The sequence below is a fragment of the Bacillus sp. 3255 genome, assembly GCF_031456485.1.
GTDB lineage: Bacteria > Bacillota > Bacilli > Paenibacillales > NBRC-103111 > Paenibacillus_E.
Genome location: NZ_JAVDUS010000029.1, coordinates 70,960 through 94,542 on the forward strand (window position 1 = coordinate 70,960; position 23,583 = coordinate 94,542).

Here is a 23,583-nt window from a genome sequence, read left to right on the forward strand (position 1 = left end):
GAAGCAACCGAACGAAGTCGCCCTGGAGTTGTGAATGTGATGCAAGCGCCCGAAGGGTCGCAGGCTTAGCATTTGCCGGCCGCAGCCGTTATCTGTTCGAGAGCCGTGCGCTTCATCATTGAAGCTGTGCGGAATAAAGGTGGTACCACGGAAGCAAGCCTTTCGTCCTTTGCGGGCGAAGGGCTTTTTTTGTTTGATTTTACCGGTGTCCAAGATTAATTACAGGCTCCCAGAGCCGATTCAACAGCGATAACAGTGATGGAGGTAAACTTATGACCGAAGCAAATGAAACCAAAGAACAATTGCAAATGCCAACGACGTACGATCCGAAAGAAGCGGAGCGCAAGTGGTACGACTTCTGGATCAAGAACGAGTTCTTCAAGGCGGGCGGCCGTCCGGACGCGGAAACATACACGATCGTGATTCCGCCTCCTAACGTGACCGGGATGCTGCATATCGGGCATGCGCTCGATTTCACGCTGCAGGACATCCTCGTTCGCACGAAGCGGATGCAGGGCTTTGACACACTATGGCTGCCAGGCTCCGACCATGCGGGTATAGCAACGCAAACGAAGGTTGAACAGAAGCTCCGCGAGCAAGGGCAAACGAGATACGACCTCGGCCGTGAGAAATTCCTGGAGAAAGTTTGGGAATGGAAAGAACAATACGCCAATACGATTCGCGAGCAGTGGGCCAAGATGGGCTTCTCCTTGGACTACTCCCGTGAGCGCTTCACACTCGACGAAGGACTGTCCCAAGCGGTTCGCGAAGTTTTCGTTTCGCTCTATGAGAAAGGGTTAATCTACCGCGGCAACTATATTATTAACTGGGATCCTGCCGCCCGCACCGCCCTATCCGACATCGAAGTTGAATACAAAGAGGTGCAAGGCGCCCTGTACCACCTGACTTACAGAACGACGGACGGCCAGGATGCCATCACGGTCGCGACGACGCGTCCAGAGACGATGCTCGGCGATACGGCTGTTGCCGTACATCCGAAGGATGAGCGGTACCAGCACTTGATCGGCAAGAAACTGCTGCTGCCGATCGTTAACCGCGAGATTCCGGTTATTGCCGACGAGTACGTAGAGAAAGAGTTCGGAAGCGGCGCAGTGAAGATTACGCCTGCGCACGACCCGAACGACTTCGAAGTAGGCAAGCGCCACGATCTTCCGCAAATTCTCGTTATGGACGAATCCGGTACGATGAATGCGAACGCGGGCCCTTACCAAGGCCTAGACCGTTTCGAGTGCCGCAAGCAAATCGTGGCCGACCTCAAAGAACAAGGCGTTCTGATCAAAATTGAAGAGCACGTTCACCAGGTAGGGCACAGCGAGCGCAGCGGCGCGGTTATCGAGCCGTACTTGTCCACGCAGTGGTTCGTGAAGATGCAGCCGCTTGCCGATCAAGCGATTCAAGCGCAGAAATCGGGCAAAGGCGTTAACTTCGTACCGGACCGTTTCGAGAAAACGTACCTGAACTGGATCGAGAACGTACGCGACTGGTGTATTTCCCGCCAGCTATGGTGGGGTCACCGTATTCCGGCTTGGCATTGTGCGGATTGCGGCCATATCACCGTATCGCGCGAGGATGCCCATGCCTGCTCCAGCTGCCAAAGCACGAACCTGAAGCAGGATAACGATGTACTGGATACATGGTTCAGCTCTGCGCTATGGCCTTTCTCCACATTGGGCTGGCCGAACGATACGGAGGACTTGAAACGTTACTATCCTACGAATGTTCTAGTAACGGGATATGATATCATTTATTTCTGGGTAGCCCGGATGATTTTCACGGCGCTCGAATTCACGGACCAAATTCCTTTCAAAGACGTTCTGATGCACGGTCTCGTACGCGACTCGGAAGGCCGCAAAATGTCCAAATCGCTCGGCAACGGCGTAGACCCGCTGGAGGTTATCGAGAAGTACGGCGCCGATGCGATGCGCTATATGATTTCGACCAGCAGCACGCCGGGGCAGGATCTCCGCTTCCGTTGGGAGCGCGTCGAGCAGGCGCGGAATTTCGCCAACAAGATTTGGAATGCTTCCCGCTTTGCGCTGATGAATCTCGAAGGCGTAACGGCAGCGGACATCGATCTGTCCGGCGAGCTCGGTACGGCGGACCGCTGGATTCTGCATCGTTTGAACGAAACCGTGCGCGATGTTACCCGTCTCATCGACAGCTATGAATTCGGTGAAACCGGACGCTTGCTGTACAACTTCATTTGGGACGATCTCTGCGACTGGTACATTGAGTTCAGCAAATTGAGCCTGTACGGCACGGATGCCGCTGCGAAGAGAAAGACGCAGTCCGTCCTCGCTTATGTGCTCGACCGCACGCAGCGCCTGATCCATCCGTTCATGCCGTTCATCTCCGAGGAGATTTGGCAGCATCTGCCGCATGAAGGCGAAACGATCACGCTCGCATCCTGGCCGACGGAGAACCCGGCGTTCGAATCCCCGGATGCGGTGCGCGAGATGGAGCTGCTTATGGACGCAATTCGCTCCGTGCGTAACATCCGTTCCGAAGTCAACGTGCCGATGAGCAAGAAGGTAGAGCTGCTGATCAAACCGGCAAGCGTCGAAACGCAAGCTATTCTGCAGCGTAACGAAGACTATTTGAAACGCTTCTGCAACACGTCCTTGCTGCAAATCAATGCCGACATGGCGGCCCCTGACAAAGCGATGACGGCGATCATCACAGGCGCAGAGCTGTTCCTGCCGCTGGCCGGGCTGATCGACATCGCGCAAGAGCTGGTGCGGCTGGACAAAGAGCTGCAGACTCTGCACGGCGAAGTGGCCCGTATCGAGAAGAAGCTGGGCAACGAAGGCTTTGTCGCCAAGGCGCCTGCGAAGGTCATCGAGGAAGAGAAAGCGAAGCTTGCCGATTATGCGGATAAGCGGGATAAAGTGATTGCTCGATTAGCGGAATTACAAGCATAATTTTCGCAAAACCAACGATTGCCTAGTTACGCATACAAGGTGATTCATATAGTAAATGAGGATGAGATCGATGAACGAAATCAAAGACAATCATCCGGACGCATTCCAGAGCGCGCAAGAGGCGATTGCCTGGATTGTGGGCCGGATGGAAAAGCTTGGCATCAAACCAGGGTTAGCGCGCATGGAGATGCTGATGGAGAAGCTCGGACATCCCGAACGCAGATTGAAATTCATTCATGTGGCGGGAACGAACGGCAAAGGCTCTACCTGCGCATATTTAACATCCGTCTTGCGGGCGTGCGGCTATGATGTGGGGACGTTCACGTCCCCGTATTTGGAGAAGTATACGAATCGTATCCAAGTGAACGGTGAGGATATTCCGGACGACGTACTGCTAAGATTAGTTAATGACATGAAGCCTGTCATTGACGAGATTGCCGAAACGGAGCTCGGCGCTCCGTCCATGTTCGAAATTTCCACGGCGCTGGCGATCCTGTATTTCGGCAAAGTGGCTTATCCCGATTATGTGGTATGGGAGACGGGCCTGGGGGGAAGGCTGGATAGCACGAACATCGTCAATCCGGTCGTAACCGTCATTACTAACGTCGGCCATGACCATATGGAGATTCTGGGAGATACGATCGAGAAGGTGGCGGCGGAGAAAGCCGGAATTATCAAATCAGGCGTTCCGATCATTACTGCAGCGCAGCCTCACGAAGGCTTGAGCGTTATCGAGCAGAAGGCGAAAGAGAAGAAGGCAACCTTGTACACGCTGGGGCAGCAATTCGACTTCTCCAATGTCACAAGCGAGCTGGATCTTCAAACCTTCGATTTCCGGGGGCCTTTCCGGCCGATTCCCGGATTGCCGATTTCCCTCAATGGCGAGCATCAGTTGAGAAATGCCGCTGCGGCTGTGATGACGCTGGAGGTGCTGCGACAATACTACGCCCTTATCGTAGATGATGAGGACTTGTACAGAGGGTTGAAAGAGACCCGTTGGCCCGGACGTCTCGAGATGATCTCGAACGAGCCGCGCATTCTGCTCGATGGCGCGCATAATCCGGAAGGGGCTGCGACACTGGCTGCCGCACTCCAAACCGTATACAGCTACAAGAAGCTTCACCTTATGATGGGAATGCTTTCGACAAAGAATCATACGGGCTACCTCAGGCATATACTACCATTGGTGGATACTCTTATTCTGACGGAACCCGATTTTCATAAAAAAGGGGATGCCTCCTTGCTTGCCGACCTGGCACGTGAGCTGCTCCATGATATGAACCGTCAGGTGGATATCGTCGTGGAGCCAGATTGGAAGCAGGCACTGGAAATCCTTACAAGCAGAACTGAGCAGGATGATCTGGCGGTCGTATCCGGCACGCTGTATTTAATCTCTGATGTTCGTTCTTGGATTACCTATCAAACCGATTCTGAAAAAGGATGGTGAGAACGGCGTGAGTCAAGCTGAACACGTACATTTTATAGGCATCGGCGGATACGGCATGAGTGCTATTGCCAAAGTCATGCTTGAAATGGGATACCGGATTTCCGGTTCCGATCTGGCACACCAAGAGTTAACGGAGAAATTGAAAGCCAAGGGTGCGCAGGTTTTCATCGGGCATGAAGCCCGCAACGTATCGGGTGCGGATCTGGTTGTCTATTCGACAGCCTTGTCCAAAGACAATGTGGAAATGCAAGCAGCGGAAGAATTAAACATTCCGGTCATTCACCGCTCCCAAATGCTGGCCAGACTCATGAATGAGCGCAAAGGCATTGCGGTAGCCGGAGCACACGGCAAAACGACGACGTCCTCGATGATCGCCTTGGTCATGGAGATCTGCGGTATGGATCCGACCTATATTATCGGCGGGGAAATTATGAATGTGGGCAGCAACGCCAAAGCGGGCAAAGGCGAATTCGTGGTCGCGGAAGCCGACGAGAGCGACGGCACGTTCCTGCAATACCATCCGACGCTTGCCCTGGTCAATAATATCGAAGCGGATCATCTGGAGAACTATAACGGCGATTTCGAGAACTTGAAGAAAGCTTATAAGCAGTTCCTCTCGCAAGTGCGCCCGGGCGGCAAAGCGATCGTTTGCCAAGATGACGCTTTCTTGCGTGAAATGATTCCGTCCATTCAAAGCGAAGTCGTCACGTACGGCATAGAAACCGATGCTGACTATGTGGCCAGCGATATTACGTTAGGCGACCGGAAAGTGACTTTTACCGTTCACTGCAAGGGAGCGGCACTAGGCCAAATTTCCTTGTCCGTTCCGGGTAAGCACAACGTTTATAACGCACTCGCGACGTTAATCACTTGCTTGGAAGCGGGCCTGTCTTTCAGCAAAATTGCCGAAGCGATTCAGGAGTTCCGCGGAGCCAAGCGCAGATTCCAGGTGCTCGGAGAAGTCGAAAATATTTTGGTCATCGATGATTACGCACATCATCCGACTGAAATTCAAGCGACCATCTCCGCTGCCAAAGCTACGGGCAAACGAATCATAGCGGTGTTCCAGCCTCAACGTTACACGCGAACGTATTATTTGTTCGAGCAGTTCAGCCGGTCTTTCGATGAGGCGGACGAGGTCATCATTACGGACATTTATTCGCCGGCGGGCGAGCAGCGGATCGAAGGCGTAGACTCAGCCAAGCTGGTAGAGTTGATTAAGAGCAACAGCAATCCGAACGTGCGGCATATCGCTACGCGGGATGAGGTTCTCACCTATTTGATCGAATGCGTGCAGCCGGGAGATTTGGTGCTGACGATGGGAGCCGGCGATATATGGAAAGCGGCCGACGGGTTGGCAAAATCACTGCGCAAGAAATACGAGACGAACGATTAGAAGAAAGATCGCTGCATGCCAATTGGCTGTAGGCGGTCTTTTTTTGTGCCAAGCGAACATATTTCAACTCTCTCAATCATAATCTAGTAACAGAAGATTTGGACAAGAAGACGGCAGGACCGTTTCCAAATACAGATGATGAGGAGTGAAATGGGCATGAGTAAAGCAAGAATCACGTATCGTTTTGACGGCAAGGAAGCTGCGGATGCCGGACGCAAAGGAACGCGGGTGCCGAGTCCGGAAGAGAAGGTCATCCCTCTCTATCAGGAAGAATTCAAAGTCATAGACAGCGAAAATAGAGATTCACGCCAGCAGGAAGGAGTTACGCCTTATCATCAGGCGGAGCGGGAACAAGTCGAAAGCTTGTTTGAACCGCATGCCCTGAATACGTTCACGACGGATTTCGGGAGCTGGACGAGCCAGTTTGAGACGGAAGGGGAGCGGGTGGAACGAATCATTCGCGAATCCCAGGCCGTGCGGGAGCAGCAGGAAAGCCGGGAGACGCCGCCGCCCGCACCGCATAGGCCGGAGCCGGTGACCGAACGCAATCGCGACGAATGGTCAACTTGGACGCAGCAAGGTCCTTATATCGAAGAAGAAATAGGGCCGAGATATGCCCGATCGGGCGGCACACCCTGGATTCGCATTGCCACCTCGGTAGCGGGAGCTGTTGTAACGGGGATCGCGTTCGGCTTCTTCGTCCTATCCATGTTTTCTTCGGATGGCCAGAAGGCGGATCCGGCTTCCGGCAAAAATACAATCGCCTTGCCGACATCGAACGTTCAATCGGGCGGAACGTCCAAGGCCCCGGGCGGTACTGCCTCAACGGGAACGGATCAAGGAACCACGGTTCCGGCCGCGGCGGGAGCTGTGACCCCTGTACAGATTCCAGCCAAATCCTATAATTTCCTGCAAAACGGCGTTTTCAGCTCCTTGCAGGGCGCTCAAGCAATTCAGGATACGCTGAGGAAGAAAGGCTTGGCTTCCGCGCTCGATGCTTCGGATAAACCTACTGTTTTTGTGGGATTTGCGAAAAGCAAAGAGGATGCGACTACCCTCAGGCAGCAGGTCCAAACGGCGGACAAGACGATCGAGGTGTATGTCAAAAGCCTGGATATCCCGGCAGCTGCGGGCATCCGCTGGGGCGGGTCGAAGCCGGAAGCGGTCCCTTCCTTTATTGCCGAGGGGGATAAGCTGGTGGGGACGATCAATGAATTGGCCATCATTCATCTTGCGGAAACGAAGCCGACGGCGCTTTCGGACAGCTCCTTGCAAGCCATTCACGCCTCGCATCAAAACTTAACCACCCTGACGGCTGCGCTGAACGAAGGCTTAAACGACGATTCCAAGCCAATCGTGCAAAGAATGACTGCTTCCTTGAACAGCGCCGTGCAGTCTATGGATGAATACAAAAAATCGCCTTCCACGGCGATGCTGTGGCAGGCCCAAACTTCCATGATGCAATACATCCTGGCGCAGAAGGAGCTGCTCAAGAAGATTAGCGTGGCCTCCTAGGATGATGCAGTGCTCCGACAGAGCTTATGAAGCTTTGTTGGATGCACTTGGCGAAGCTAACGGTCACCACAGCCGCTATTCGTGGGACAATGGGCTTGCATCCAAGCTAACGGACACCGGAGACCTTATTATGCCGATCTAAGCGCGAAATCGCGCCGAAACCGGTAAATAGCGGTTCTGGTGTCGTTACAATGGCCAAATGGCCGTTTTCCGCCGAATAAGCGCCGCAGTGTCCGTTAGCCGGCCGGTGCCGGTGCCTATGTTGGTGCACCGGTCCCGGTCCCGAGTCCCGGATCCCCGGGCATCGGGCTCCACAAAAAAGCCTTCCCGAGAGAAATCTCGGGAAGGCTTTTTGCCGTGCTTGGCGGCGTTCCGCTCGTCATTGAGGGCTCCTATTTGGCGTAATAACGGTCCAGCAAGGCGGCGATCTCCGCACGCGTCATCGTTCGGTCAGGTTGGAACGACGTATCGGTGATGCCGTTGATGATGCCTTTCTGCTTCAATGCATAGATCGCTTTCGCGCTCCATAGTGCAGCAGGCACATCGTCAAATGAAGCCTTAGGAGCTGCGCTTTGGCTGCCGGTTTTGGCCGATAGCTGGAGGAGACGATCGAAGAGGTAGGCCACCTCGCCTCGCGTGATCGGCTGGTCGGGGCGAATCGTCCCGTCGGCATAGCCCTGGAGCAGGTTCAACTTCTGGGCTTTGGCGAATAGCGGGCTTGCCCAGTGAGTTGCAGGCAAGTCCTTGTACTTGGCAGTTCCCTCCGAGCAGCTGTAAACCGAAGAGGTGACGGTCCCGCTCGGCGCGCAAGCCGCTTCAAGCTTGTTGAAGGAGAACGTGCGGTCCATCAAGGCGAGAAACTCGGAGCGTTTCAAAGCGCGGTCGGGCTCATACCGGTTGGCGATGCCTTCGATGACGCCTTTATTTTTCATGCGCACAATCGCTTCTCTGGCCCAATGTCCGAGGGTGTCCGTGAAGAGCGGAGGGGAATAAGCCGCAATGCCGTTCGCAATGCCGACAGCCATTTTCGCCCGGACGGCATCGTCCGCCAGCATAGCTGCGTCGCCGGACTGGCTTAGGAATGCGGTTTCCACCAGAATGCTGGGAATGCTGCCCATGCGGGCCACATAAACCGCGCTCGGCACCAGCCCCAGGTTTTTGGTTCCGGCAGCCGACACAAGCGAATCCAGAACATGCTGCGCCAAATCTTTGCTGTATGGCGTGAGCTGCTTCATTTTATCGCTGGCCGGATAGTCTTCCTGCGGGTAATCGTTGTCGTAATACAGCACCATGGAACCTTTCACTGCGCTGTTCGGATGCGAGTTGGCATGAATGGATACGAATAAATCCGCTTGCAGGGAGTCGGTGTAGGCTACGCGCTGAGCGAGCGACCAGTACGTGTCGTCGGTTCTCGACATGACGACCTCGTAGCCTCGAGCGGTGAGCTCGTCCCGCAGCTTTTGCGAGATGTCCAGGTTGACATCTTTCTCCCGCAAACCGTTTACACCAATGGCTCCGGGATCGCTCCCGCCGTGTCCGGCATCGATGACGACTTTGTAAGCGAAAGCTTGGTAAGGGAATGCAAAGGTTAGAAGCAAGGTGAACAGGACAAGTCTTTTGAGTAAAGTCATTGTTGAAATACCTCCACTAAACTATCTTACTAGGATCGGTCAGGGTTGTAAGCAGGTAAGAAACACCATGGACCATATTTGTCATGGCAAAAATTAGAACATGCTCGTATAATAGGGCTTGTACATAGAAGAGAGGATGACAGCAATTGAAAAAAGGCACCTTCACGCTCATCATTTTTCTGATCATCGGCTTAATTACCGGGATTATCATCGGCCAGCTGCTGGCGTCTGTGCCTGCTCTATCGTTCTTGACCAAATCGGTCGCGATTACGTGGGATCCCGAGGCGGATCTGCAAGTCGTGAAATATGAGCTCCACCTTGTGGTGAGACTAAACTTGTGCAGCATTCTTGGCTTGGTAGGAGCCTTCCTCCTATACCGCAAGCTATAATAATCTGAACCTAGGAGTTGTTACCGTTGAGCCATACCCTTAACCATAAACAAAGATTGATCCTTGCCTCTTCCTCGCCGCGGAGGCAGGAGTTGATTCAAGCGCTTGGACTACCCTATATCATTCGGGTGAGCGACGCGGATGAGACCGTAGAAGGAAAAATAACGCCGGCGGAGCTTGTAGAAGTTTTATCCATCCGCAAAGCGTCAACCGTCAGGGAAATGCTGGATGCCGCCGACAAGCATGGGATCATCATCGGGTCGGACACCGTCGTCGTTCTGCATGATGAGGTGCTTGGCAAGCCGGTGGATGAAGCGGATTCCTTCCGGATGCTGCAAGCCTTGCAGGGCACGACGCATCAAGTATACAGCGGAGTGGCTTGTGTCGACGCGGCGACGGGCCGGGAAGTCGTCTCACACAGTGTGACGCACGTGCGGATGAAAGCCATGTCGGATGAGCAGATTCGGCGCTACATTGCAACCGGGGAGCCGAAGGACAAAGCCGGCTCGTATGCGATTCAAGGGATCGGCGCGACCATTGTGGAGTCCATTGAAGGGGATTATTTCACCGTGGTAGGCTTACCGCTGTTTTTGCTGAGCGATTTGCTGCTGAACTTCGACATTCAGGTGCTGTAAGGCCGCCCTCCAGACTTTCACACATTGACTGTGCTATCTGTAACGGTTACAATGACAGTAAGCGACATGACTTCGCATTCATCAGGGAGGATTGGCCATGAACAGCGAATTTACAATAGCCGTCCATAGTCTCGTATTTCTCGCAAATCTGCCCGATCATATGGCAACCAGTGAAGAAATTGCTGCGAATGTATCTACGCACTCAGCTCGTATCCGTAAAGTGATGGGCTTTCTGCGCAAAGCAGGCTACGTTTCTACGAAGGAAGGCATCGGAGGCGGTTTCATCCTCTGCCAGAATCCGGACGAGGTCACCCTCGGTGAGATCTACAGGTTGACGTGCCACGGCTCCTTGAAGCCTAGTTGGTGCTCCGGCGATGAGAAGAACAATGCCTGTATGATTTCATCCAAGATGGATAAGGTGATGGGCAACATCTTCACCGACGCCGAGAAGCAAATGGAAACGTACTTCGATGGTTATACAATCGGCAGCATGCTGGAGAAAGTGAAAGCTTTCGGATGTACACAAACGAATAATGAGCAATTGTCCTAGAAGCCCTCGGATCTAACCCATCCGAGGGTTTTGTGCCGTTTAACGGGCTAATCCCATATGAATGGGATGCGAACAAGTGACACAACCTACAGGAGGAAAGAGGGGAATTGATGGAAGAACGTTTATTGCTGCGTGAAGTGCCGCTTGCGGAGAGACCGCGGGAGCGAATGCTCCATTATGGAGCCGAGGCGCTGAGTCATGCGGAGCTCTTGGCGATTATGCTGCGAACAGGGACGGTTGCCGAATCTGCGGTGCGGTTGGCCGACCGCGTATTGAGCGAATGCGGAGGGTTGCGCAGCCTGGTGGATATGAGCATTGATCAGCTCAAGGAGATCAAAGGGATCGGCAATGCCAAGGCGCTGCAAATTATGGCCGGCATCGAGCTGGGACGGCGGCTGGCCAAGAGCGCATTGACCGACCGGATGACGATCCGCTCTCCGAAGGATATCGCCAGTCTCGTTAGCGAGGATCTTCGTTATTTGCAGAAAGAGCACTTCGTTTGCTTGTTTCTCAATACGAAAAATCACGTGCTTGCGCAGGAGACGCTGTCCATGGGCAGCTTGAATGCGTCCATCGTGCATCCCCGGGAAGTTTTCCGCGCAGCCATCAAACGGAGCAGTGCATCTATCGTCTGTGTACATAATCATCCAAGCGGCGATCCGACGCCAAGCCCGGAAGATATCCAATTGACAGCCCGGTTGGTCGAAGCCGGAAGAATCATTGGAATTGAAGTGCTGGATCATGTTATCATTGGTGATCAGAGATTCATAAGTTTGAAGGAACAAGGCTTTATGTAATATAATAGGTTGGCAATAGGAAAGGAGTAACTGCCATGTTCGGAGGCTTTACGAAAGATTTAGGAATTGATTTGGGTACCGCGAATACATTGGTATATGTAAAAGGCAGAGGCATAATCGTCAGAGAACCTTCCGTGGTTGCTCTGCGTACGGATACAAAAACAATCGAAGCTGTCGGAGACGCAGCGAAAAAAATGATCGGCCGGACGCCGGGCAACATCCGTGCGATCCGCCCGATGAAAGACGGCGTTATTGCAGATTTCGACACGACCTCAACGATGATTCGCTATTTCTTGCGGCAAGCCCAGAAGCAGCGCTGGTTGTTTCAGCGGCATCCCAACGTGATGGTCTGTGTGCCTTCCGGCATCACCGCCGTTGAGAAACGCGCCGTCGAAGACGCCACCAAACAAGCGGGAGCGCGCGAAGCTTATACGATTGAGGAGCCGTTCGCAGCTGCCATCGGTGCGGACCTGCCGGTTTGGGAACCGACAGGCAGCATGGTAGTCGATATCGGCGGCGGTACGACAGAGGTTGCCGTGATCTCGCTCGGAGGCATCGTGACGAGCCGTTCCATCCGAATCGCCGGAGATGAAATGGACGAAGCCATTATTCAATACATTAAACGTACATACAATCTGATGATTGGGGAACGCACATCAGAAACGCTTAAGATGGAAATTGGCTCCGCTCTTCCGATGGACAAGCCCGAAACGCTGGAGATCCGCGGACGTGACCTCGTCTCCGGTTTGCCCAAAACGATGAGCGTCACTTCCGATGAAATTACCGAATCTCTCACAGATACGGTGAATGCGATTGTCGAAGCGGTGAAGGTGACGCTGGAGAAGTGTCCGCCCGAATTGTCGGCGGATATTATGGATCGCGGCATCGTGCTGACCGGCGGCGGCGGACTGCTCCGCAATTTGGACCGCTTGCTCGCGAGAGAGACCGGCATGCCGGTGCTAGTGGCCGAGAATCCGCTGGATTGCGTGGCAATCGGAACCGGACGTGCGCTCGAGAACATTCATCTATTCAAGAACAAGTCTGGCTCAAGTACACGATATAAGCGTTAAAATTGCGTTAAAATTCGTTAGAAGGTGTGCTTACTTTGTTTAAATTCATGGGAAATAAGAGGCTGATTTTTCTGATGTTCGGATTAGTCTGCTTCTTTATATTGATGGGATTAACGCTGGGCCCCCGGGTACCGATGACATGGCCGGAGAAATTTGTCAAAGATACGGTATCGTGGACGCAAGGACTCTTCTATAAGCCCGCTGCGCAAGTGGCGGGTTTCTTCGAGGATATCCGGCAGCTCAGTGTCATTTACGAGGAAAACAAGACCTTGAAGCTGACCTTGACGCAGTATGCGCGGGATACGCAGCGCCTGAATGAGCTGGAGTCGCAAAACAAGCGCCTGATGGAAGCCCTCGGCTTTACGGAGCGTCAGCGTCAGGCTAACGTGTATACGTACCGGATTGCCGAGGTCGTAACGATCGACCCGGATCCGTACAACAGCACGGTGACTATTAATTTAGGCGATAAGGACGGCATCAAAGAGAATATGGCGGTGATGACCGTCGACGGCTTGGTCGGCCGTGTGAGCAAAGTGTTCGGCTTCCATTCCAACGTACAATTGTTGACCGAGATTACGGACACCGACAACAATTCCAAGGCGATCGCCGTTACGGTGAAGGGCAATGAGAATCAGCCGTTTGGGATGATCGAATCCTTTGATCCCAAAACAGGCGAGCTTGTGATGAATAAGGTGGAGCATGCCGACGATATGAAAGTCGGGGATACGATTATTACATCGGGCTTGGGACAAGTATTTCCCAAAGGGATTGAAGTCGGAACAATTTCTTCTATAGGTCCCGGGGAATTCGGCATCACGTATAAGGTGATGGTGAAGCCGAAGGCTTCTTTCAACCGCATTCGTGAAGTGTTCGTCGTCGAAGTTCCGGAAGTGAAATGAGGTGAGCCGTTACGTGACTCGACATTTGCTGTGGCTCATTCTATTGGGATTGTTCGTCCTGCAAGGCACGATTATGGTTTGGCTGATCCCGTCTTCTTGGCAAGCCAGCGTGCATGTGACCCCCCATTTTACACTCGTTTTTATTATGTTTATCGGACTTTTTCATCATCGTCATTCCGCATTGATTTATGGGCTGATCTTCGGTCTTTTGAACGATTTCAACTATTACGGCGCAATGCTCGGCGTTTATTCCTTCGGGATGGGCCTGACGGGGTATTTGGCCGGACTTGCGCAGCGAAGACAGCCTAACCTGATTTTTTACAATTTGCTCATAACCGGAGTCGGTTTGCTCGTATTTGAGCTCATTAACTATGGAATCAACCGGTTGTTCAAGTTAATTGACATCGATCTGCAATTTGCTCTCACCCATTACATGCTTCCGAGCGTCCTGTTCAATCTGCTATTTGCTTTGATTTGCTACGTCCCGATTCGCAAGCTGCTCGAAGGCAAGCGGATCGTGCCTGCGAATAGCGAAGATTAAATTTCCAAGCGGTTAGCAGGAAATTCAGGAACATGAGCCGAAATGTATAGGTTGGGAGGTTGTCAATGAACTATGTCCGTAACCAAGCACCATGTGATGATAAAAGGGGTCAAAGATGGCCTTGTTTTTTTGCTTAACGATGCCTGCGAATGGCAGGATTTGCTGAAGGAGCTGCAGCACAAGCTGGAGAAGACGCATCAGCAGATTTTGACCGGTCCGATCATACATGTTCATGTGAAATTAGGCAGCCGGGAAGCGACCGAGGAACAAAAAGAAGAAATCCGATCCGTCATTAAGCAGAAGGGCAACCTGCTCATTCAGTCGATCGAAAGCGAGCCGCGCAAGGATGCAGCTGCGGAAGAGCCTGCTGTCACAATGACGACACTTAAAGGAATGATTCGCTCAGGACAAACCCTCCATCATGAGGGTGATTTACTATATCTAGGCGATGTGAATCCGGGAGGAACGATTACCTCAACGGGCAACATCTACATCATGGGGTCGCTTCGCGGCATGGCGCATGCCGGTATCGACGGTGACGATAAGGCGATTATCGCCGCATCGCACATGCGTCCGACTCAACTGCGAATTGCCGGGATCATTAGCCGTTCTCCGGATGAGTGGGGGATTGACGAAGCCTTCATGGAATTCGCCTATGTGAAGGACGGCAAGATGGAAATCGACAAGCTGCATCAGCTTCACCGGCTTTGGCCGGATCCGAATGTCCATGGAAAGCAAGATTGAATACTAGAAAAATGCGCGTGGGGTGAGAACATATGGGAGAGGCAATCGTTGTTACTTCTGGAAAAGGTGGCGTTGGTAAAACAACGACTTCAGCAAATCTTGGAACAGCATTGGCGCTTTTGGGGAAAAAAGTTTGCATGGTGGATACCGACATCGGGCTGCGCAATCTGGACGTTGTGATGGGGCTTGAGAACCGGATCATTTATGATTTGGTCGATGTCGCCGAAGGACGCTGCCGTCTGCAGCAAGCCTTGATCAAAGACAAGCGCTTCGAGGAGTTATACCTGCTGCCGGCAGCCCAGACGAAGGACAAGCATGCGGTATCGCCGGAGCAGGTGAAGGATATCGTTCTTGAACTCAAGAAAGATTTCGAGTTCGTCATTATCGACTGCCCGGCAGGCATTGAGCAAGGCTTCAAGAATGCGGTGGCCGGAGCCGATAAGGCGATCGTCGTCACCACTCCGGAGAATGCCGCCGTGCGCGATGCCGACCGGATTATCGGACTGTTGGAGAATGAGAAAATTACCGCGCCCAAACTGATCATTAACCGGATTCGTCCGATGATGATGAAGAAGGGCGAGATGCTGGACATCGATGAAATCTGCTCGGTGCTTGCCATCGATTTGCTTGGCATAGTTCCCGATGACGAGCATGTCATCAAAGCGGCCAATGCAGGCGAACCGACCGTAATGAATCCTTCATCGCGCGCGGCGATTGCCTACCGGAACGTGGCGCGCCGCATCTTAGGGGATACGGTTCCTCTCATGCAGCTGGAAGACAAGACTGGCTGGGTCAAACGCATGAAAAAGTTTATCGGAATAGGATGATCGAGCTGTGCTTGCCAAACTGAAAAAGATCGATATTCCTATTGTTGTCATCTTGTTTGCCTTCATGATCATCTCCACAATGACGGTCTACAGCGCGTCGGTGGATCATCCGTCGATCGTCATCTCGATTTCCAAAATTCTTATTCTGTATGCCGTCGGCCTTGTCGCTTTTCTGGCGTGCAGCATGTTCGATTATCGCGTACTTATTCGAATTGCTCCTTTCTTATATGGCATCGGTATTGTGTCCCTAATTGCGGTTTATTTCTTCGGCAAAAAAATCCACGGTGCCCGAGGCTGGTTCGAGCTTCCGGGCGGTTTGACCTTCCAGCCGGCGGAGCTCGTCAAGCTGATCCTGATTATCTGTGTGACGGCGCTGCTGGCTCGAAGAGGCGGCGACCTGCTGCAAATCAAGAACGATTTGATCCCAGTCTGCGGGGCTGTACTGCTGCCGTTCATCCTGGTCCTCATTCAGCCGGACTTGGGGAATGCGATTATTTTCGTGATCATTTTGCTTGGGATGCTCTGGATCGGCAACATTAAATATACGCATGTGCTCGTGAGTATTGTCGTGCTGGCAGGGTTGGGCTTTTTGCTGCTGACGCTCTATAAGACGTTCCACGATCCTTTATTCGAGGCGCTCAAAGGGTACGGCTTCAGCCACTGGATGGACCGGATCGATACGTATCTCTACCCGCAGAACGTTACCGATGACGACAGCTATCAGGTGCGGAACGCGATTCGGGCGATCGGGTCCGGAGGCCTGGAAGGCGAGGGCTTCCTGAAGGGGACTTCCGTGCACAGTAATTTTATTCCGTTCGCGTATTCGGATTCGATCTTCGTCGTTGTGGGAGAAGAGTTCGGGTTCCGCGGATCGGCCGTTCTGCTGCTCATTTATTTCTTGCTTATTTACCGCATGATTCTGATTTCCATCCAAAGCACTCAGCTTAGCGGAGCTTATATCGTTGTCGGCGTCGTGTCCATGTTCGTGTTTCAAATTTTCGAAAATGTCGGTATGATGATCGGCATCATGCCTTTGACGGGGATTACGCTGCCCTTTGTCAGTTACGGAGGAACGTCCCTGCTCATCAATATGCTTTCGCTCGGCCTCGTTATGAGCGTGAAGCTGCATCAGGAACGCGAGCTCGAATTGTTTTAACGGATTTCATGGTACACGCATAAGGAAGCCCCTGGTCCCCAGCCAGCGGGCTTTTTCGTATATTCACATAATCTTGTCCTTCTTCTCATAGGCTGTACTAAGCAAGCTTAGCTCGTACGACTCTGAAGACTATGTACAGGAGGGGGCTTCCATGGAAGTCAAAGATAAAGTGAAACAACGGCGGTTAGAACGCCTTCGCCATTTGCGCGAGGCAGCGGATAATTCCAGCCTGAATGGAAGTCCGGCGAGAGCAACGCGGTCCCTGGATCAAGCCGCACCTCCCCGGCAGCAGCCGGAGCTCCCGCTCTATGTGGACTCAGATTGGAAGAGAAGACTGGAGCTGGAGGACCCGGAATACGCTTGGAAGCAGAAGGTGCGGATGGATAAGACGCTTGGCGGCGATGCGTACGATCCGGATGGCGAGAGAGGTCTGTTTGCCCCTCCGTCACCGCGTAAAATAGCGATGAAACTGCTTGTCAGCTGCATGCTGTTCGCTGCGTTGTACGGCATGTTTCAACTGAATGAGCCGTGGGCGAACAAAGGCAAGCAGTTCGTGGCGGCTTCCCTGACCGAATCTTATAATTTCACGGCGTTTTCCAATTGGTATGAGAACCGGTTCGGCGGCGCGCCCTCGTTCATTCCCAGCTTCAATCGCGAAGGTGATGAAGCGGTCAGAGTCAGCACTTCGAAGCGGACGATGTATGCGCCTGTCAAGGGAACTGTTATGAAGCCGTTCGATGGGACTAACCAGCTTGGCGTCAATCTGAATACGCAGGATTATGCGCCTGTCTATGCCCTGGATACCGGACAAGTCATATTCTCCGGCGTGGCGGCCGATACGGGCCTTACGGTCATCATCCGCCATCCGGGCGGTTTGCAATCGCTGTACGGGGGATTGGGAGAAGCGAGCGTTGAAGCGGGGGATTGGATGAAAGTAGGGGAGCCGATCGGCAAGGCATCGAAGAAGGATCCGGTCAAAGGGACGCTGTATGTGGCGTTCACGAGGGACGGCCGTCCTGTCAATCCGACGGATGTGATTTCCTTTGATTAGACTGTTCGGCACCACTTACCGGTTTCATCCTTTATTCACGCTCGTCATGATCGGCTCCGCCTTGACGGGCTATTTCCTGGAAGCCATCACGCTGTTCGGTATCGTGCTCGTTCATGAACTGGGTCATCTGACTGCCGCCAACGGCCTAGGGTGGCGCGTCAAGGAAGTGCAGCTGCTCCCATTCGGCGGTGTGCTCGTTGTGGACGAGCTGGGCACGGTGCCGACCTGGGAAGAACTTGTCGTGGCAGTTGCAGGGCCGATTCAGCATGTATGGATGATTCTTCTCGCTTACTTCATGAAAATGCTGGAGATTGGTGCAGGCACGTGGTGGGATTATTTCATCGAAGCCAATCTCATGATTCTATTGTTCAATCTGATACCGGTCATGCCGCTCGACGGGGGCAAAATTATGCAGTCCCTGCTGGGGTATTTGTTATCCTATCACAATACGATTCTGTATACGGTCTGGATTTCCATGTTCTTAAGCTTCGCGATCATCGTGATGGCCGTCATCCAGCTGGCCAGCGGGCAGCTCCCGCTCAATATCCTGGTCATCGGCATTTTCCTGCTTGTTTCCAATTGGTATGCGTACCGTCAGATGCCGTATCATTTCTTTCGCTTTCTGATTGGCCGGGGCAGCCGTGTCAGTAGGCTGCTCAGCCGCGGCACGCTGGCACAGCCGATTGTAATTACGAAGCAGCGGACGATGGCGGATACGCTCAAGCTTTTTATGAGGGAGAAATATCATTTGATCTACATTGTCAACGAGGCGGGACGCATACAAGCCATTCTGCCCGAGCAGCAATTGGTGAGCGGTTATTTGGATGGAAAAAAACCGGGGAGTGCAGTTTCCGATCTTTTCATGTAAAATAACCTTTGAGGTGAAACGTGTATGAAGCAACTTATAATTCACTGCGCACCGGAGCTTACGCAAGCGGCATTGCTGGAAGAGGGGCGGCTTGTGGAGTATGATTCGCAGTATCCGCTTGATTCCAAGCGGGCAGGCAGCATCTACATGGGTCGCATCGTCAACGTACTTCCCGGCATGCAGGCGGCATTCGTCGACATCGGTTTAGCGAAGAATGCCTTTCTTTATATAGACGATCTCCTCCCCGTCCATATGGACAAGCAGCCTAAGATCAAACCCTCCATCACGGAGCTCGCCGAACCAGGGCAAACCTTCATGGTCCAGGTAACGAAGGAACCGCAAGGCACCAAAGGCGCAAGAGTAACGACGCATGTTTCCATCCCGGGACGTTGGATCGTTTACATGCCAGACGCCGACTACATCGCTATTTCCCGCAAAATTGATATGGAAACCGAACGGCAGCGCCTTAAACAGCTGGCCGAAGGCAATTTGCTTCCCGGCGAAGGCGTCATTCTGCGGACGGGCGCTCTCGGCCAAAGCGAAGAAGCGATCCGTGACGATTTGCAGAACTTGCGGGATTTATGGCAAACGATTCTCTCCAAAATGAAACAGGCTACAGCACCTCAGCAGCTTTATCAAGACCTGGATCTGCTGCCGCGTTTGGCCAGAGATGTCATAACCGCCGATGTGAACGAAGTATGGCTGAACGATGCCAAAGTGTATGAAGAAATGAAGCTGCTGCTGCGCAAGCAGCATCCGAGCTGGCGGGGCCGCGTCGCATTTTATGACCGCAAAGTCCCGTTATTCGATCAGTTCGGTGTGACAGAGGAGCTGAATGTCAGCTTCCGACGCAAGATTTGGCTGCCAAGCGGCGGATATTTGATCATCGATCAAACCGAAGCGCTGACGGTCATTGATGTGAACACGGGCCGGTACACCGGTTCCGTTGATCTCGAACAGACCGTGACCGACATTAACCGGGAGGCGGCGGCCGAGATTCCGCGGCTGCTGCGCTTGCGGAACATCAGGGGCATCATTATTGTTGATTTTATTGATATGGCATCGGAAACGAACCGCGCAGCGGTCATGGAAAACATCACGCAGGCCGTCCGTAAAGACCGTTCCAAAACGATCGTTGTCGGATGGACGAAGCTCGGGCTGCTGGAAATGACACGAAAGCGCAAATAAAACATTGCATATAAGAATGTACGTGTGATATAATACTCGAAGTGTGTTGTTTAGGCATGCTGTAACCGCGCGAAACGGGTTTAAGAACGGACAGGTATAGCTCCTGACCGTCACCTGGACAAGGCGAGTCTGAGACATGAGGAGGTCATGCAAATGTACGCAATTATTGAAACAGGTGGTAAGCAGTACAAAGTTCAAGAGGGCGATGTTCTATACATCGAGAAATTGAACGCAGCTGAAGGTGAAGTTGTTTCTTTTGATCGTGTACTTATGGTATCCAAAGAGAGCGGCGTTGTTGTAGGTGCTCCATTGGTATCCGGTGCTGCAGTTTCCGCGAAAGTGGAGAAACACGGCAAAGGCGCGAAAGTTATCGTGTATAAGTACAAAGCGAAAAAGAACTATCACAAAAAGCAAGGTCATCGTCAACCATACACAAGAGTTGTAGTTGAGAAAATCCAAGCGTAAGCGGCTGCCTTATGATCTACGTGACCATAAAGCGTCAACTACCGGATTCACCTCAAATTGTATCTTTTGTAGTGGAAGGCCATGCTGAATATGACGTACCTGGCAAAGACCTGGTCTGCGCTGCGGTATCGGCGGTAACGTTCGGTACTTATAATTCGATTGAATCGCTCACGGGTGTCATTCCCATTCACGACATGGAGCGAGGGTTTATGGATGTTACCATTCCAGAAAGCGCTCGTACCGTAACGGAGAATTGGAACAAAATCCAGGTGATTCTGGAATCTATGGTCGTCATGCTACAAACCATTGCAGACAATTACGGTGACTATATAACGATTGAAACAATCTATCACGAAGGAGGATAACATCATGTTGAAATTGGATCTCCAGTTTTTCGCTTCCAAGAAGGGTGTAGGTTCCACGAAGAACGGACGTGACTCCCATTCCAAGCGCCTTGGCGCTAAACGTGCTGACGGTCAAACCGTTACTGCGGGAAGCATTCTCTATCGCCAACGCGGTACGAAAATTCACCCAGGAACGAACGTGGGCATCGGTTCGGATGATACACTTTTCGCTTTGGTACAAGGCGTAGTGAAATTCGAGCGTTTGGGCCGCGATCGCAAAAAAGTGAGCGTATACCCAGTTGATGTAGCTCCTGTGGCTGCAGCACTAGAAGCGTAATGAGAATCCCTGGCGAGCGATGAGCCCGTCAGGGATTTTTTCCTACTATGACGACAACCTCTAATCGCGGTCGCTGCTTGTCGGATGGCCAAGGGCGGAGGTTTTCTCATTTGTTTGGTGACGTTTGCAAGATGGCCATGCTATACTGAATGAACGGTTACATAGCAGGGGAGAACGGAGCGGACGAGGGATGAAACGAGTAGGCAGCACACAGATTTATTTGTTGGCACTTGTGCTCATTGGTTTAACGGGACTGGTCTTTTTAGAGCCTTGGGTCGTTAGGGGCGCATTGCTTTTGATCGTGGTGATATGCGGTTATACAGCTTTCAAACTGGAAGTAAGCCGCGTGGAAGAGAAGTGGAGCGATAAGTACCGGAGTGAGGAAGGGCTTGCTCAGAGAAATTTGATAGCAGTCATCAACAGGCTGCGTCATGATTGGATGAACGACACGCAAATCTTGTTCGGCTACATACAATTGAAGAAATTTGATAATTTACAGCCGTATATGGAAAAAATAAAAATGACGATGCAGCAGGAAAGCAATCTGTCCAAGTTGGGTATCCCCTCCTTGATCGCTTACTTGCTGCTGTTCCGGGTGCAGTCCAAGTCATTGGAGCTGGAAGTTGCTCTGGATCAGGAAATCAATTTGGGACAGCTTCCATTACGTGACGGATTGATTGAACGATTGATCAGGCAGACGGTTGCGTGTGTACAGCGGCATGCAGCAGCCGGCGAGGATGAAAGCGGGAAGCTGAGCTTGGAGTTCGATATTCAGGAAGACGGCTTGCTGCTTGATTTCGTCTATCAAGGTCCATATCGACGGGACCTGCTTGAGAAGGCGGTTCATGAGAATTTCCCTGGGAACGTCAGTTCCTATGTGCTGGAGCATACGGATTGGCAAGAGGATGAAGCGGCTGTTACCATCAAGCTGCCGTTTCATACATCATATAGGGAGCTTGACCGCAAGGTCGAGGTCTCGGTTTAGTTGAGGTGCAGAGATGTTTGTAGATAAAGCGAAAGTATTTGTAAAAGGCGGCGACGGCGGCGACGGACTCGTAGCGTTCCGGCGCGAGAAGTATGTCCCGGAGGGTGGTCCTGCCGGCGGTGACGGAGGCAATGGCGGCGATGTGATCTTCCGCGTCGACGAGGGTCTTCGCACGCTGATGGATTTCCGCTATCAGAAGCATTTCAAGGCGGCCCGCGGCGAGAAGGGGCGCAATAAGTCTATGCATGGCGCCAATGCGGAAGATATGATCGTTCGTATTCCGCCGGGGACGACGATTATTAACGACGATACGCAAGAGATTATCGCGGACTTGACGCGTCATGGGCAAGAAGTCGTCGTAGCCAAGGGCGGACGCGGCGGACGCGGGAACACGCGGTTCGTCACGCAGCGCATCACGGCGCCGGAAATCGCCGAGAACGGCGAAGAAGGCGAAGAGCGCTGGGTTGTGCTCGAGATGAAAGTGATGGCGGACGTCGGTCTTGTCGGTTTCCCTAGCGTGGGGAAATCTACGCTCCTGTCCGTTGTGTCTGCGGCCAAGCCCAAAATCGCCGCGTACCATTTTACAACCCTGACCCCGAACCTGGGGGTTGTCGATGTAGGAGATGGCCGCAGCTTCGTCATGGCGGACTTGCCTGGTTTGATCGAAGGCGCGCATGAAGGCGTGGGTCTCGGTCATGAGTTCCTGCGTCACGTCGAGCGGACACGCGTGATCGTGCACGTGGTCGACATGTCCGCAGCGGACGGCCGCGATCCTTACGAGGACTTCCTCAAGATCAATGAGGAAGTGAGACTTTACAACGCGAAGCTGGAGCAGCGTCCGCAGATTGTTGTGGCCAACAAGATGGACATGCCGCAGTCGGAGGAGAATCTGGCCTTGTTCAAGGAGCAGCTTGCCGCGGCCGGCAGCGAGTACGAAGTCTACCCGATCTCGGCGTTAACTCGCGAGGGTGTGCAGGAGCTGCTGTACAAGATTTCCGATATTGTGGAAAGCATTCCGCAAGCTCCGGAAGTCGAGGCTGTGGCTGAGACGGAAGAACGCAAGGTGTACCGCTACGAGAAGCGCGAGGAGAATGATTATACCATTCGCCGCGTCAACGACGTGTTCGTGGTCGAAAGTCCATCGATCGAGAAGTTGATCAAGCGGACGAATTTCAGCACGCAGGATGGCGTGGCTCGCTTCGCCCGCATTCTGCGTAACATGGGGATCGATCAGGAGCTGCGTAACCGCGGCGCCGTGCACGGGCAAACGATCCAGATCGGCGATTTTGATTTTGAATTTGATGAGAAGCAATAGCATCAATAGAGGGTGTCCGCAAGCCGTGTAAATGGCTGCGGACGCCTTTTTTTTGTGGCCGCGGGAGGGGGCACAAAAGGCGCGCGAGTCGCGGCGGGCGGCGCGAGGGCGAGGGCGAGGGGAGCGAGTGTGCGAGAAGCAGCGTGAGTGACGGGAGGCGGGCAGGCGACGTGAGGGCGCAGCTCCGGGGGCGGCGCCTGGCGCTTGGGCCGTACGCGCCGAAGCTAACGGACACCACGGCCGCTAATCGCGCGAGATTGGGGCCGTGATAACTCTAACGGACACCGGAGCCCTTATTTGCCGATTTCGGAGGCGAAATCGCGCAGAAACGGGCAAATAGCGTCGCGTGTGTCCGTTGGATTTATCGAGCGGCCGTATCGCGCCGAATAAGGCCCACTGTGTCCGTTAGCCGGCCGGCCGAGGGATCTGCAGCCCAGCGGTGAGGGCGCAGCTCCGAAGCGGGCTGGCACCTTGCCGCGCGCGCCGAAGCT

The 23,583-nt window shown here is 53.0% G+C and carries 24 protein-coding genes and 1 other annotated feature; of the genes, 23 read left to right on the forward strand and 1 reads right to left on the reverse strand.

The features are described from left to right. Positions 1-272: 272 nt before the first annotated feature. From J2X61_RS33185 to J2X61_RS33205, 5 genes are all read left to right on the forward strand, one after another. Positions 273-2,942 (forward strand): valine--tRNA ligase, encoded by a 2,670-nt coding sequence (locus J2X61_RS33185; RefSeq protein ID WP_274470720.1) that lies wholly within the window; start codon positions 273-275, stop codon positions 2,940-2,942. Positions 2,943-3,012: 70 nt separating this feature from the next. Further along, positions 3,013-4,389, forward strand: coding sequence for a bifunctional folylpolyglutamate synthase/dihydrofolate synthase (locus J2X61_RS33190; protein ID WP_274470719.1), 1,377 nt, complete (start codon positions 3,013-3,015; stop codon positions 4,387-4,389). A 7-nt stretch (positions 4,390-4,396) separates the two neighbouring features. Beyond that, positions 4,397-5,785 (forward strand): UDP-N-acetylmuramate--L-alanine ligase, encoded by a 1,389-nt coding sequence (gene murC / locus J2X61_RS33195; protein ID WP_274470718.1) that lies wholly within the window; start codon positions 4,397-4,399, stop codon positions 5,783-5,785. Positions 5,786-5,941: 156 nt separating this feature from the next. After that, positions 5,942-7,300, forward strand: coding sequence for an SPOR domain-containing protein (locus J2X61_RS33200; protein ID WP_310194462.1), 1,359 nt, complete (start codon positions 5,942-5,944; stop codon positions 7,298-7,300). A gap of 1 nt (position 7,301) precedes the next feature. After that, positions 7,302-7,442, forward strand: coding sequence for a hypothetical protein (locus tag J2X61_RS33205; RefSeq protein ID WP_310194464.1), 141 nt, complete (start codon positions 7,302-7,304; stop codon positions 7,440-7,442). Positions 7,443-7,692: 250 nt separating this feature from the next. Here the strand turns inward: J2X61_RS33205 and J2X61_RS33210 are convergent, their stop codons facing one another. Then, positions 7,693-8,931 carry an N-acetylmuramoyl-L-alanine amidase gene (locus tag J2X61_RS33210; RefSeq protein ID WP_310194467.1) on the reverse strand — a complete coding sequence of 413 codons (1,239 nt, stop codon included), beginning with the start codon at positions 8,929-8,931 and terminating at the stop codon, positions 7,693-7,695. A 146-nt stretch (positions 8,932-9,077) separates the two neighbouring features. Between J2X61_RS33210 and J2X61_RS33215 the strand changes: the two genes are divergently transcribed. The 18 genes from J2X61_RS33215 (at position 9,078) to obgE (ending at position 23,092) form a co-directional block, all read left to right on the forward strand. Beyond that, positions 9,078-9,320: a DUF4321 domain-containing protein gene (locus J2X61_RS33215; protein WP_274470713.1), complete on the forward strand. Its 243-nt coding sequence runs from the start codon at positions 9,078-9,080 to the stop codon at positions 9,318-9,320. Positions 9,321-9,346: 26 nt separating this feature from the next. Then, on the forward strand, positions 9,347-9,955 hold the full coding sequence (locus J2X61_RS33220; RefSeq protein ID WP_310194470.1) for a Maf family protein: 609 nt from the start codon (positions 9,347-9,349) through the stop codon (positions 9,953-9,955). A gap of 97 nt (positions 9,956-10,052) precedes the next feature. Further along, positions 10,053-10,505 (forward strand): RrF2 family transcriptional regulator, encoded by a 453-nt coding sequence (locus J2X61_RS33225; protein WP_274470710.1) that lies wholly within the window; start codon positions 10,053-10,055, stop codon positions 10,503-10,505. Positions 10,506-10,615: 110 nt separating this feature from the next. Next, positions 10,616-11,302 carry a RadC family protein gene (radC, locus tag J2X61_RS33230; RefSeq protein ID WP_274470708.1) on the forward strand — a complete coding sequence of 229 codons (687 nt, stop codon included), beginning with the start codon at positions 10,616-10,618 and terminating at the stop codon, positions 11,300-11,302. A gap of 35 nt (positions 11,303-11,337) precedes the next feature. After that, positions 11,338-12,372 carry a rod shape-determining protein gene (locus J2X61_RS33235; RefSeq protein ID WP_274470707.1) on the forward strand — a complete coding sequence of 345 codons (1,035 nt, stop codon included), beginning with the start codon at positions 11,338-11,340 and terminating at the stop codon, positions 12,370-12,372. A gap of 47 nt (positions 12,373-12,419) precedes the next feature. Further along, the gene (mreC, locus tag J2X61_RS33240) at positions 12,420-13,271 is read left to right on the forward strand and encodes a rod shape-determining protein MreC (RefSeq protein WP_274470938.1); all 852 of its coding nucleotides are present in this window, start codon (positions 12,420-12,422) and stop codon (positions 13,269-13,271) included. A gap of 13 nt (positions 13,272-13,284) precedes the next feature. Continuing rightward, the gene (mreD, locus tag J2X61_RS33245) at positions 13,285-13,812 is read left to right on the forward strand and encodes a rod shape-determining protein MreD (protein ID WP_310194473.1); all 528 of its coding nucleotides are present in this window, start codon (positions 13,285-13,287) and stop codon (positions 13,810-13,812) included. Positions 13,813-13,884: 72 nt separating this feature from the next. After that, positions 13,885-14,556, forward strand: coding sequence for a septum site-determining protein MinC (gene minC / locus J2X61_RS33250; RefSeq protein WP_274470705.1), 672 nt, complete (start codon positions 13,885-13,887; stop codon positions 14,554-14,556). Between the two features lie 32 nt (positions 14,557-14,588). After that, on the forward strand, positions 14,589-15,383 hold the full coding sequence (gene minD / locus J2X61_RS33255; protein ID WP_274470704.1) for a septum site-determining protein MinD: 795 nt from the start codon (positions 14,589-14,591) through the stop codon (positions 15,381-15,383). 7 nt (positions 15,384-15,390) lie between these two features. Then, the gene (locus tag J2X61_RS33260; RefSeq protein WP_274470703.1) at positions 15,391-16,539 is read left to right on the forward strand and encodes an FtsW/RodA/SpoVE family cell cycle protein; all 1,149 of its coding nucleotides are present in this window, start codon (positions 15,391-15,393) and stop codon (positions 16,537-16,539) included. Between the two features lie 151 nt (positions 16,540-16,690). Beyond that, the gene (locus tag J2X61_RS33265) at positions 16,691-17,590 is read left to right on the forward strand and encodes a M23 family metallopeptidase (protein ID WP_274470701.1); all 900 of its coding nucleotides are present in this window, start codon (positions 16,691-16,693) and stop codon (positions 17,588-17,590) included. Beyond that, positions 17,583-18,458 carry a M50 family metallopeptidase gene (locus J2X61_RS33270; protein WP_274470700.1) on the forward strand — a complete coding sequence of 292 codons (876 nt, stop codon included), beginning with the start codon at positions 17,583-17,585 and terminating at the stop codon, positions 18,456-18,458. Before J2X61_RS33265 ends, J2X61_RS33270 begins: the two co-directional genes overlap by 8 nt. Positions 18,459-18,482: 24 nt before the next feature. After that, positions 18,483-19,646: an Rne/Rng family ribonuclease gene (locus J2X61_RS33275; RefSeq protein WP_274470698.1), complete on the forward strand. Its 1,164-nt coding sequence runs from the start codon at positions 18,483-18,485 to the stop codon at positions 19,644-19,646. 53 nt (positions 19,647-19,699) lie between these two features. Continuing rightward, positions 19,700-19,787, forward strand: a sequence feature (ribosomal protein L21 leader region). A gap of 12 nt (positions 19,788-19,799) precedes the next feature. After that, positions 19,800-20,111, forward strand: coding sequence for a 50S ribosomal protein L21 (rplU, locus tag J2X61_RS33280; RefSeq protein ID WP_274470696.1), 312 nt, complete (start codon positions 19,800-19,802; stop codon positions 20,109-20,111). A gap of 11 nt (positions 20,112-20,122) precedes the next feature. Continuing rightward, entirely contained in the window at positions 20,123-20,476 is a 354-nt protein-coding gene (locus J2X61_RS33285; protein WP_310194478.1) for a ribosomal-processing cysteine protease Prp, read from the forward strand. A gap of 4 nt (positions 20,477-20,480) precedes the next feature. Then, complete coding sequence (gene rpmA, locus J2X61_RS33290; RefSeq protein ID WP_171686887.1) at positions 20,481-20,792, forward strand: 50S ribosomal protein L27; 312 nt, start codon at positions 20,481-20,483, stop codon at positions 20,790-20,792. 190 nt (positions 20,793-20,982) lie between these two features. After that, a complete protein-coding gene (locus J2X61_RS33295) occupies positions 20,983-21,777 on the forward strand; it encodes a Spo0B domain-containing protein (protein ID WP_310194480.1) in 795 nt (264 codons plus the stop codon). Positions 21,778-21,790: 13 nt separating this feature from the next. Further along, positions 21,791-23,092, forward strand: a complete 1,302-nt coding sequence (gene obgE / locus J2X61_RS33300) for a GTPase ObgE (protein WP_274470692.1) — start codon at positions 21,791-21,793, stop codon at positions 23,090-23,092. The last annotated feature ends 491 nt before the right edge of the window (positions 23,093-23,583 follow it).